The sequence below is a fragment of the Clostridium sp. LIBA-8553 genome (genome assembly GCF_057782465.1).
Genome location: NZ_CM173489.1, coordinates 2,125,992 through 2,138,499 on the forward strand (window position 1 = coordinate 2,125,992; position 12,508 = coordinate 2,138,499).

11 protein-coding genes are annotated in these 12,508 nt (G+C 27.5%); 3 read left to right on the forward strand and 8 right to left on the reverse strand.

The features are described 5' to 3' along the window. Positions 1-64 precede the first annotated feature (64 nt). From AC2JAQ_RS09390 to AC2JAQ_RS09410, 5 genes are all read right to left on the reverse strand, one after another. Positions 65-697, reverse strand: a complete 633-nt coding sequence (locus AC2JAQ_RS09390; RefSeq protein WP_488456210.1) for a ribonuclease H1 domain-containing protein — start codon at positions 695-697, stop codon at positions 65-67. 13 nt (positions 698-710) lie between these two features. Next, complete coding sequence (locus AC2JAQ_RS09395; RefSeq protein WP_488456211.1) at positions 711-1,682, reverse strand: YkvA family protein; 972 nt, start codon at positions 1,680-1,682, stop codon at positions 711-713. 408 nt (positions 1,683-2,090) lie between these two features. Further along, positions 2,091-3,122 (reverse strand): rhomboid family intramembrane serine protease, encoded by a 1,032-nt coding sequence (locus AC2JAQ_RS09400; protein ID WP_488456212.1) that lies wholly within the window; start codon positions 3,120-3,122, stop codon positions 2,091-2,093. A gap of 16 nt (positions 3,123-3,138) precedes the next feature. Further along, the gene (gene pepF, locus AC2JAQ_RS09405) at positions 3,139-4,938 is read right to left on the reverse strand and encodes an oligoendopeptidase F (RefSeq protein WP_488456213.1); all 1,800 of its coding nucleotides are present in this window, start codon (positions 4,936-4,938) and stop codon (positions 3,139-3,141) included. A gap of 20 nt (positions 4,939-4,958) precedes the next feature. Further along, positions 4,959-5,357: a DUF6762 family protein gene (locus AC2JAQ_RS09410; protein WP_488456214.1), complete on the reverse strand. Its 399-nt coding sequence runs from the start codon at positions 5,355-5,357 to the stop codon at positions 4,959-4,961. A 167-nt stretch (positions 5,358-5,524) separates the two neighbouring features. Here AC2JAQ_RS09410 and AC2JAQ_RS09415 point away from each other — a divergent pair, with 167 nt between their 5' ends. The 3 genes from AC2JAQ_RS09415 to AC2JAQ_RS09425 all read left to right on the forward strand — a co-directional run bounded on the left by AC2JAQ_RS09415 (position 5,525) and on the right by AC2JAQ_RS09425 (position 7,428). Then, positions 5,525-5,860: a hypothetical protein gene (locus AC2JAQ_RS09415; protein ID WP_488456215.1), complete on the forward strand. Its 336-nt coding sequence runs from the start codon at positions 5,525-5,527 to the stop codon at positions 5,858-5,860. A 72-nt stretch (positions 5,861-5,932) separates the two neighbouring features. Next, positions 5,933-6,601 (forward strand): metal ABC transporter ATP-binding protein, encoded by a 669-nt coding sequence (locus AC2JAQ_RS09420; RefSeq protein ID WP_488456216.1) that lies wholly within the window; start codon positions 5,933-5,935, stop codon positions 6,599-6,601. Between the two features lie 17 nt (positions 6,602-6,618). Then, positions 6,619-7,428 (forward strand): metal ABC transporter permease, encoded by an 810-nt coding sequence (locus AC2JAQ_RS09425; RefSeq protein WP_488456217.1) that lies wholly within the window; start codon positions 6,619-6,621, stop codon positions 7,426-7,428. A 145-nt stretch (positions 7,429-7,573) separates the two neighbouring features. On the opposite strand, the gene AC2JAQ_RS09430 is transcribed toward AC2JAQ_RS09425, so the two are convergent. The 3 genes from AC2JAQ_RS09430 to AC2JAQ_RS09440 all read right to left on the reverse strand — a co-directional run bounded on the left by AC2JAQ_RS09430 (position 7,574) and on the right by AC2JAQ_RS09440 (position 12,264). Next, entirely contained in the window at positions 7,574-8,965 is a 1,392-nt protein-coding gene (locus AC2JAQ_RS09430) for an MATE family efflux transporter (RefSeq protein WP_488456218.1), read from the reverse strand. Positions 8,966-9,138: 173 nt separating this feature from the next. Then, the gene (locus tag AC2JAQ_RS09435; RefSeq protein WP_488456219.1) at positions 9,139-11,562 is read right to left on the reverse strand and encodes an FN3 associated domain-containing protein; all 2,424 of its coding nucleotides are present in this window, start codon (positions 11,560-11,562) and stop codon (positions 9,139-9,141) included. Between the two features lie 291 nt (positions 11,563-11,853). Beyond that, entirely contained in the window at positions 11,854-12,264 is a 411-nt protein-coding gene (locus AC2JAQ_RS09440; RefSeq protein WP_488456220.1) for a Fur family transcriptional regulator, read from the reverse strand. Positions 12,265-12,508: the final 244 nt, after the last annotated feature.

The following is a 12,508-nucleotide window of genomic DNA, read 5'->3' on the forward strand; positions in this document are numbered from 1 at the left end:
ATAATAATGACTTCATATTTAGTTTGGTCAAATCAAAACTTTTTATTAGAGGTAATTCATAGCATTAAATACTTTCTAATGCTTTTTTAGCAAGTATATCTGCCATATCATTAAATTTATTTCCGCTATGTCCTTTTATTTTTTTAAATTTAATATTTATAACTTTAAATTTTTCTTGCATAAATTCATGATAATTTTGAGTTATTCTATTATTTCTTTTCCAAGTGCCTAAAGCCCAACTTTCTATTCCTTGATAATCATAGCAAAGTATTATTTCTTTATACCCATTTTTTATAGCATATTCTGTTGCTTTCATAGCACCTTCAACTTCACCTGAAACATTTCTTAAAGCTACTGCTTCCTTGTCATATCCAACACCATTATCCTTAAATAGAACTTCATTGTTTTTTACAACTAAAAACCCATAAGAATAGTTTTCTTTATGAACCATAAAACTACCATCTACATAGATATAAATAGAATCATCATTAACTTCCTCTTCATTTCCTTTGACTTCTAAAGAAACTCCACCATTTTCATGAATAGCAATAAAATTCTTTGCCTCTTCTATTGAAGTGAAACTTTTATATTTAGCTCCCTTACATCCTATGACCTCTTTCTGACATTCAGGCCATGTTTCAACGATCTTAGAAACCCCTGATTTTCCTTTTGCTATAGCATAATATTTTTTAGCCATTATTTCGCTCCTTCTAATTACTTATTAAATCTATGACTTCATATATATTATCTAAATTATTTGCTCCTGTAAATCCACTAAAGAAATCTACAGTTTTTCTTAAAATAACTACGAATTCATTTTTACCTTGCCAATTTTCTAAAATAATATTTATATCTACATCATTTATTATTCTATTTAAAGCAAAAAATACAACACTTATATCATCTAATGTCCCTATGAAAGGTATTTTATCTGGTAATATATCAAAAGGACAACTTACATAAACTAAAGAAGCTCCTACTACAGCTTTAGTTTTAACTGGAACTCTGCTATCTTTTAAAAGTCTAAAGATTAAAGCTACTATATCTGGTATAAACATTATGTAATCTTTATAATCCTTAGCTTTTTCTGGAATATGTTTAACTACATATTCTCTACTACTTGTGTACATATCCTCAACCTTTTCTACATCTATACTCATAATGTAGTCATCAGTTTTTTCCTCATGCTCAATTTCTTCTCTTACCTCAATTTCTACCATTGGCTCTTTTAATCTTGAAAGTTCAACATCTACCTTTTCTAAATTTACATTTAAAGTATTTTCTTGAATTCTTAACTCCTTAAAGTTTAAATTTAAAAAAGGTATCTTATCTAGCATTGTTTTATAACTTATAAGTATTTTATCCTGTTTTACTAATATTCCTTGATTTTTAAAACCTTTTAAAGCTATTTTAAGTCCTATCTTTCTAAAAGGCTTTAAAATTCCAACACTCATAAGTTTAGCCTTAGAAAACTCAATAATTAAGTTATCTCCTTCTAAGCCTAGAACATCTATTGTTGCTTTAAATCCAAGTGCAAGAATCTTTTTAAATACTCCTTCCACTTCTATTTTATTATTTATTTTTAAACTCTTTATTTCTAACCCTTCTATTTTTACAAAATCATTAATAAAACTCATTAAATCATCTGCGCTTAATTTTATATCTATATTTGAAATTTGCAAAGTACTTCTCCCCCTATTTATTTAGTAGTTAACCATCTTTTAGTATATCTTATTTGCATATGATTTTAAAGGTAAATTCTCCACTGGGTACCATTTACTAAATAATCTATCTACGTTCTTTTAGATATTGTTCTCTGCTTTAAACATGTCTTGATTTTAAATGAATCTAAAGCCTAACTAAAAATCAATATTCTTCTAAAGGATAGTCTAATATTAAAAATACTACAAATAAACAATGATTTCATCCATAACTTACCTTGGTAAAACTTATAGAATTAATTAGACTTATTTTTTTAACACTGTATAATAATAATTGTTTCTAGCTACTGTATTAGAAACTTTAATTACTCCAAACCAAATATTATATACAAAAAATCCTCTGTTTTACTCACAGAGGATTTTGTATTTTTATTTATTTTTTATTACTTTGTAATTATGGAAGAAAAGACCTAATATAGCTCCACCTATAAATCCACCAAAATGAGCTGATATATCTATGCTAGTCATTGATAACCCAATAAATACATTTAATAATATAATGATTATTATATTGGTCACTAACCCCTTACCAATTCTATCTTTTTCATAATAAGCGAAAACTAGGGCAGCACCTAAAAGTCCAAATATTGCTCCTGAAGCCCCAACACCCATAACTGGAGAGAAATACAAGCTAAATATACCAGCTATTATTCCTGACACAAAATAAATAACTAGGTATTTTTTTGCTCCATACACTCGTTCTATAAAATCACCTAATACATATAAAGCATACATATTAAATAAAAGATGAATTATTCCAGCATGTAAGAACATAGATGTTATTAATCTGTAATACTCTCCATGTAGAAGTATTGCATTATTATGCTTAGCACCCATCAAGTATAGAATCTGTGGATTTACACTTAACAAATTCTTGAAAAAGCCAGCTCCTAAAACAGTAGCTACAATAAGACAAGTTAAAAAAGCTAAGATATTTAAACCAATTAAAATACCTGTTACTTTTCCACATCTTATTTTCTTATACCACGGAATTTTAGACTCTTCTTTCTTCTTTAATAAAAATTCTAATATTTTAACTAGAGGCTCAGAGCTTCTATCACTTTTTAAAATTTCCTTTTTTTGAGCATCAACAATTATTCTATGATAATTCTTATCTATAGAAAAATCATCTTCCTCTCCTTCAGTACTATTATAGTTTTTATAAAGAATTATATTATGAAGAGAATAAGGTTTATCTAAACTCTTTAAATAATCTTCTGCTATTTTAAAATTTTCATCTTCTTCATAAGACTTAGATATTATAACTGCATACTTTCCTTCATTATTAACAGTTTTTATAGCTATCCATAATTCTTTATTATTTTCTCCTTTTAGATCTTCTACATAAAAACCATAATTATTTATTAGCAAATTAAAATAATCTTGCTCAAATCTACTCATAGCCTCTCCTCATCTTCTAAATTATTTCTTCTAACATATCTAAAAGCTCATTAAATCTGTCTAAAGTATCCTTAAGTGGCTTAGAAGTTGTCATATCTACTCCTGCCATTTTTAATGTATCAATAGGATACATTGATCCTCCAGCTTTTAAGAAACTCTTATATTTTTCAACAGCTTCTTCTCCTCCTGTAAGTATTGAATTTGCAAAGGAAGCTGCTGCTGCATATCCTGTGGCATATTGATATACATAGAAATCAGAATAGAAGTGAGGTATTCTAGCCCATTCTATAGAAATTTCTTCATCTACAATCATATCTTCACCAAAATATTTTACATTTATATCTTTCCACATTCTGCATAATTCTTCTGAAGTAAGAGCTTCTCCATTTTCAATAGCCTCATGAGTCTTAAGCTCAAAATCTGCAAACATTAATTGTCTAAATACAGTTGTTCTTATTTGCTCTAACTCTTGATTTATTAGATATAATTTTTTATTCTTATCTTTTTCATTTTCTATTAAATGATGTATAAGTAATATTTCATTTGTTGTTGATGCAACCTCTGCACAGAAAAGGCTATAATCTCCATATATATAAGGTTGTGTTTTTCTAGTATAGTAAGAATGTATTGAATGCCCCATTTCATGAGCTAAAGTTGAAGCATCATTTAGCTCATAATTATAGTTTAAAAGAACATATGGCATAGTATCGTATGTTCCCCATGAGTAAGCACCACTTCTCTTACCTTTATTTTCATATACATCTATCCAACCTTCATTTATTCCTTCATTAAATATATCTAAGTATTCTTTTCCTAAAGGTCTTAATCCTTCTTCAACTAATTTTATAGCATCCTTATATTCTAAATGCTCTTTTTCAGCTTCTATAACTGGTACATATAAATCATACATGTGCATCTCATCTAAATTAAGTAGTTTCTTCTTTATTCCAACATATCTATGAAGAGCCTCAATATTTTCATCTACAGTATTTAAAGCATTATGATATACCTCTACTGGAATATTATTAGGTTTTAAAGAAGCTTCTAAAGAACTATTATATTTTCTTGTTTTGCTTTCAAAAACAAAATTTTTAATAGAACTAGCTAAGCTTGTTGCTAATGTATTTTCATACTTTTTATATGTTCCAAATAAAAGTTTAAATGCCTCTTCTCTTACTTTTCTATTTTTACTCTTTATGAAAGAACTATAGTTACCTTCACTTAATTCTACTTTAGCACCATTTTCATCAGTTATCTCCCCGAAAGTTATATCTGAATTAGTAAGCATTGAGTATATACTTTCTGCTGCTCCCAAGCAATCTGAAACAGATGCTAAAACTGCCTCTACTTCTTTTGATAATATATGTGGTTTTTCGTTTAATATCATCTCAAAGTATATTTTATATTTCTCTAAATCCTTATCTTCCTTTATAAATTCTTCAATTGTTCCTTCTTTTAAACTTAGTATTTCTGGAACAAAATAAGCAGTATAACTTGAAAACTCTGCTGAATATGGATCTATTTTATTTACTAGAGTCTGCATTTCAGAGTTAGATGTATCCTCATGACTTCTCATGTGTGCGTAAACATATAGTTTTCCAAGTTTTCTACTTAACTTTTCACTTAATGCAAGAAATTCTTTTAAACTTTCCTTATTTCCTAATTTTCCTTCAAAATCTTTTAATCTTGGAGCTTCATTTTTTAATTGATTTAACTCCTCATTCCAAAGAGTTGGAGTTTCATAAATTTTATCAATTCTCCACTTATCACTTTCTGGAATTTCCTCTCTTCTTCTAAGCTTTTTAACCTCACTCATTATAATTCTCCTTTCAAATATTATTTATAATCTTCTTCTTTCCCTTTTATATCCTCAAACACCTTATTCATCTGTTCATTTATTATTGAGCAAACCTCATTTAAAATTGCTCTCATTTCCTCATGTTCATCATCAAACTTAAATTTAACCACCCAAGTTGGATTATATTCTTCATCAAACTCTTCTACTATATATCCTAATGAAGTAAGAGCCTCCACATTAAATAGATCATATATTGCTGAAAACTCCCATTCTTCAACATCCTTATCAGTATCAAAAAATAGACTTACATCTCCATCTACACAATATAATTTTTTAACATAATTAGTTCCTTCTCCAACGGAATAACTTCCTAATTCTCCTTTTATAGCTCCACTTTCTTTCTCTTTTTCCATTATAACTAATGAAGAAAAATCCATACTATCTCATCCTTTCCTGTTTTGTCATATATACTAATTATAAATTTTCTTTTTATATTTTCAAGTGTATATATGACATATATAAATAATGTAATATTTTTACTCTTTATTCATTTGTAAAATTATGGTAATATACTTCTATATCATTATATATAGAGGTGAGTTTTATGAATAAGTTTTTACTTAGACGCCTAATTTTAGTAATATCTTTATTTTTTATAATTATATTTTCAAGTGCTTTTATTATTAATAAAATTTATGTTAGACAAAAGTGTAAAGATTTATACTTCGCCACTGAATATTTAACCACCAAAGGGAATATTGAAAATAGTCTTTTAACAATTCAAAACTTCGAACTATCATTTTTAGATGAAGATATAGCTGTTGTTCAAATTAATGGACTGAGCTACGAAAAGCCTCATAAGTCGATTTCTTGCAATGCTTACTTTAAAAAAAACAAAAATTCTATTTGGAATTTAAAAAGAATTGAGAGACTAACTTAAAATGCAAATTATTTGCACTTACCTGAAAATCAATGTATAATTTATTTAGAATTATACTAGGAGTGATACGATTTGATAAAAATAAATAATCTTTCCTTTTCCTATAGTGGTAAAAAACCTTATCAACTTGACGATATAAACTTATCTTTGCCTAAAAATGAGTTTATTTCAATAGTAGGAGAAAATGGAAGTTCTAAAACTACTCTTTTAAAACTTCTTTTAGGATATTTAAAGCCTATTAAAGGTAATATTGAAATAAATTTAAATAGCGTTGGGTATGTTCCTCAAAAAGTTGATAATTTCAACTCCCAATTTTCCATTACGGTTTATGAAATATTAAAAACACATTTAAAAACTCTAAAAATAAAAGACAAAGGTGAAATAGACAGAGTTCTTTCAGCTGTTAATATGTTAGATTTTAAAAATAGATTAATTGGTTCTCTTTCTGGTGGTCAACAACAAAGAGTTTTTATAGCAAGAGCCTTAATTGGTCATCCAGATATACTAATACTAGATGAACCATCCACAGGAATAGATGAAAAAACTCAAAAAGATATATATGAACTTATTTATAAATTAAATAAAGAGAAAAAAATGACTATTATATGCGTTGAGCACAATATAAGAAAATCTCTTAAATATTCATCATATATTCTTGAATTAAAAAATGCACATGCTAATCTATTTAAAACTGATGAATATATAAAAAAACTTAACAAAATGAATAATGAATTTATATAGAAAGGGCTCTTTAAAACATGTCTATTATACAAAATATGTTTCAATTTGAATTTATGCGTAATGCATTTATGGCTGGATTTATAATATCTCTTCTATGCCCATGCATAGGACTTTTTCTTGTATTAAAGAGATATTCAATGATAGGGGATACTCTTTCTCACTCATCATTTGCTGGAGTTGCCATTGGATTAGTCTTTGGTTTTAATCCTCTTTTAACAGCCTTTGTATTTACTACCATTTGTGCATTACTTATAGAAATATTAAGAAATTATTATAAGAAATATGCAGAATTATCTATGTCTATTATACTTACTTTTAGTTTAGGTTTGGCCTTAATATTAGTTAGTAGCGGTAAGTCCAGTACAACTGTTAATTCTTTTTTATTTGGAAGCATACTAACAGTTTCAAAAGCTGATTTAATAATTATAGCCGTAGTTTCCTTACTTTGTTTCATAGGTATATTTTCATTATATAATAAACTAGTTTATACTACCTTTGATGAAGAAGGAGCTAAAGTTGCAGGAATAAACACTAAACTTATAAATTATATTTTTACAATTATAGTAGGTGCTACTATTTCTGTTTCAATTAGAGTTATGGGGATACTAGTTATATCTTCAATAATAGTTATACCAGCAGCTACGGCAATGCAATTTAAGAAAGGCTTTACTAAATCTCTTGTTATCTCAATGATAATAGGGGTTATAGATGTTTTAAGTGGTTTAATCTTGGCTTCTCTATTTGATTTAGCTCCAGGAGGAACCATAGCTTTAACCTCTGTAGTGGTTCTTATACTTGCATTACTTTTAAACAGAAAAAAATTATAAAATAAATTTAATAACTATACTAAATAAAAAGTCTATAAGATAAGATATTTTTAATATCTACTTATAGACTTTTCTTTTAACTTGAATTATGTTTTAATCTTAATTACTCTTTTATGCCCACTTTAAATTTCCCTAAATTTAAAGATTATATATTTACACACTCTAATTCATTATTGTCTTTATAAACTTTGAAAAGTTTATTCTTCTTATAAAGATATCTATAGATAGCGTATACTACTACTCCCTTTAAAGCTCCAGTTATGGTTATAGCCCACCAAATTCCATCTAAGCCTAAAAATTCTGGTTTTGAAAGGATATATGCCATTGGAATTCTAGCACCAGTTAGTAATATACTTACTATTGAAGGAATATAGGTTCTTCCAAGTCCATTAAATGCGCCTGTTGTTGTTATTTCAACACACACAAGAATTTGGCAATAACCAAGTATTCTTAAATAAACTGTTCCTTGTTCAATAGCTTGTGCTTCTGGTATAAATACTCTAAATATCTCCTCTCCCAAAAATATCAATACAGCTGAAGCAAACACTCCTACTATAAGAGAAATTATCATTGTTATATTAAAACCTTTAGTTATTCTTTTTAACTTTCCAGCCCCATAATTTTGACCAACGAAACTACTTAAAGCAGTAGATATTCCTCCTGCTGTCATCCAAGCAATAGCTTCAACCTGTGATCCTACTTTTTGAACAGCTATAGGCACTGGTCCAAAAACTGCTACTATTTTTCCTATAAACATTGAAAAAACAGTAAATAACCCACTTTGAAGAGCTGCTGGCAATCCAATATGGAATAATGTTTTTATACAATTTATCTTTATTCCACTAAATAAATTTATCTTTAAGTGTTCAGCCTTACTCTTTATCATTATATATAAGAAACTAAATGTAACTATAGCCTGTGCTATAACAGTTGCAAGAGCCGCACCTAAAACCCCCATTTCTGGAAATATCCCTATTCCAAATATTAATATTGGATCAAATACTATATTAAATATTAACCCTATTGTATTTGCTATAAAAGGAGTTCTACTGTCTCCTGAACCTGTAAATACCGCTGTGAAAACAGGATTTAAAAAATTAAATATCATTCCTAAAGCAACAGCAATTAAATAGGTTTCAGCCATTTTTATAACTTCTGCATCTCCTAAATTAAAAAATCCTATTAACTGACTATTGAATAAAAGTAGAATTATTGAATACAAAATAGAAAGTATAATATTAATTTGAAATGCACTCTTTATATAATCCTTTGTGCTTTCAATATCATGTCTTCCTAAACTCTGTGCGACTTTAATCTCGGCTCCTACTTTAGAAATCATTACAAAAGCCATACCAAGCCATGGAAAGAATCCAGCTGTTCCAACGGCTGCTACAGCATTACTTCCTATTCTACCAACCCAGAGCATATCAGCCATATTATAAGCCATTTGTATGAAAGAAGTTGCCATAATTGGTATGGAAAGTTTTATAAGGTTGCTTGTTATTTTTCCTTCTGTTAAGTCAATTCTCTTGTCCATTTTTCCCCCTGTGTATCTCAAAAAATTATTATTACACATTATAATTCATATTATATTTAATCTAAATATATAAAATTATTTTATAAAAAATAATTTGAATTTATTTTTTATAAAGCATATGTTTTTTTAATTAGAAATTTATAAAAGACCTTTTATCTAATTTAAAATATCTTTTATAGTACAGTAACTTGATCTACAAACATGAATGTTGGTCCTTCTCCTGGCATAATACTCCATAGTGGACATACCTCTTCATTTTTCGCAAATATCTTAATATACCTAGCTTTACTCTCTTTTCTTGCCACAATGTCTTTTTTACCAACCTCCTCTCTCTTCTCATTTTGGTCTTTTTCTTCTCTTGATAAAATAGAAAACTCCTTACCATCTATTGAAGAATAGAATTCTACAAACTTAGGATAATAAATCCAAGCCCTTGTATCTTGTAAAAAGCCTACCATAACCTCTTTAATATCTTTTATTTCTCCTAAGTCAACTATTACTTCCATATCCTCTGTATATCCAAGCCATCTTCCGTCAGTATAATGTAAACTTCCTTTTTGTCCATCAATTAAATCATAAACTCCATTTTTATTGTACATATAATGATTTGTAGGATTAGTTAGGCCTTTAATATCAGCTATTGGTAAAGTAACATATATTCTACTTTCAATAGTATCACTTGGCTTATATCCTTCTTTAAAAACTTTTGCTTTTATAAATGCCCTATCATTAACAACTATTGGCTCCTTATATAAAGTTGAATTCTCATTTGGCTCAGTTCCATCTAATGTATATCTAATCTCTCCTTTTTTATCTTTTTTTCCTAAAAGAATCTCTTTAGTAAAAGGTTTATTTACTAATAAAGTATCAATATTTACAATAGGCCTAAAAGCTCTTAACTTAACTTTGTTGCTTTTATAATATCTCTTATATTCTGGCACATATTCATCTATTTGTTCTCTATTTTTTAAATATTCCTCATTAAAGCATTCTTTTTCCTTAACTATTTTATTGGTTTCATTTAAATCAATAACAACTTCACCGTCATCAGAAGTTATTAATATTTTAAAGTCCTCATCTATTGTAAACTTACCTTTAATTAAAGAAACTTTATACTTAAAATTATTGTGTTCACATAAAATTGTATTTAAATTTAATTCCTTAAGAACAGGTAAAGTATTTAAGCAAATCATATATTTTTCAGGAGATTTCACATTAAAATTAATCTTAATCTTGTCTTCTTCACAAAGTATTCTTATTTTCTCATCTTCATGAAGATGCCATAAGATTTCATATTTTTCCTCTCCAATTGCTTTAAAGTCTAAATATTTTCCTTCTACTTTTTCATATACACCAATTCTCTTTGCTTTAACAAAACTTATTTCAGGTCTTTCATTTATTTCATCTTTCCAATAATGTGGTCTCATTAAAGGTAATGCATCAAATATACTTTCAGTACTATCTAATGAGCTCTCATAATATCTAGATTTATAGTTCTCATTAAATAAATGAATATCCCTTATGCTTAAAACATTATTTTCAAATAAAAAACTACTTCTATAAAATCTACTGTTATACCATAAAGTTTTCATATTATAAGTATTCCAGTCCTTTTTGGCTCCAAATGTAGTTGGAGGTGTTAACTTGTATTTTTTCTTATACCAAAGTGCACTCTCAACTAAAGTTTCAACTCTAACTTTATTCTTTTTTTCTAAGTTATAAATATGCTCTATTTGAACCTCATATCCTTTGTACATGGTATTCCATAAGAATGTATTTTCTTGTCCTACTTGAGCATAAGAAAAACCTAAGGCATCTTCATCAGTTAAACACTCAAAAAACCAATCTACCCACTCTTTACTTTGTCCAATTATCCATGCTGGCTCTAAAGTATGAACTCCCTTTAGCTCTGGACGTAATCCCTCCTCAAAATTATATATAGGATCTGGTCCTAAAAGTCTAAATAAAGGCAGGTCTAATTGCATCTCTTCGCTTTGAGCTGGTATATATTCATTTAATTTACTCGGATAATAAGCCTGATTGAAATATCCACCCCAAAGTGTAAATCCATCGGTTCCTATTTGATCTCTACAAATAGCCCCTCCTATTACACCATATTTTTCTTTTAAATAACTTAAAGTTCTTATATCAATAACCCAAGAACCTACAGTTTTAGGATAGTGCCCAAAAATATTTTTGAAATCCTCCATATAAACATCAGCCATTTTGATTCTATCCTCTGGACTATACCCTAAGGAATATCCTATATGAACATGATCATCAATTGGAGTTTTTCCTTTCCATTTTACTCCAGCCTTTCTTGCTAACTCCTCTGTTATTTCCCACCAAGCTCCAACTTCATCATATTCATCTACAGAACTTTTTATAAGATTTGTGAATCTTTCGTCCATTAAAGCATCATGCTTTAGAGCATATGTAGCTGGAAATCCATATTGCTTTATTAATTCAATTTCTTGAACTACTGTTTGGAAATCATCCTCAACAAATTCTCCACTTGGATAAACAGTTTTTCTTATGAAATTATATATATTTACTATAGTTAAATTATTATTCTTTTTCCCCTCAAACTTTATCATATAATAAACACCCCTTTTTACCTCATTTTAAGTAATCTAATTACTTTAAACAATGAACAAATTTTAGTTTTTATTAAGATTTTCTTTATAAATTCTTTTTTGTAAGTTCATACAATTTAATAAAAAAAGCTATGAAGTATGAATAATTTTATTCACTACTTCATAGCTTTTTTTTATATTAAAATTGCTAATTCAGCATCAATATAAATGTAAAAATAAATAAGACTGCAAATATATATATCTTTATTGATTTAAGTAAATCAATACTAATTCTACTCGTTGACTACTATTCTATTTTTTATTGTGATTAATACAATCTTCACATATTCCTTTTAAAGTTAAATTATGTTCTTTAACCTTAAATCCTGTTTGATTTCTTAAAAGCTCCTCAATTTGTTGCATTGGACATGGAACTTCTATTTCTTTATGACACAAGTCACACTCTAAAACATGCTTATGCATATTTTTATCTTTTAACTTGTAAGAACTCTTTCCATCTCCTAAATCAAATTTATCTATTAAATCTTTTTCAAAAAATATTTCTAAAGTTCTGTACACTGTAGATAAATTTATATCATTGCACTTACTATATATATAATCAGCAGTAATACTTCTATCACTTTCTTTTAACAAATCATATATTAATAATCTAGCTTTGGTAATCTTTACGCCCTTAGCCTTAAATATTTCTTTTACTTCCATAACAATCTCCTAAACAAATATTTAAATCATTATTATAAATTATATCATACTACAAATACTTAAATAGCAATATATTATAAATTCTTTTTTATACTCCCCATAACCCAAGAAAACATTTTCAATTATGATACACTATTTATCAAATAGTATATCATATTAGTATTTATCATAAAAACAATTAAACACCAGCAATATCAACACTTCTCCGTATATATAGAACTTTATTTATAAAAAAAATATAAAT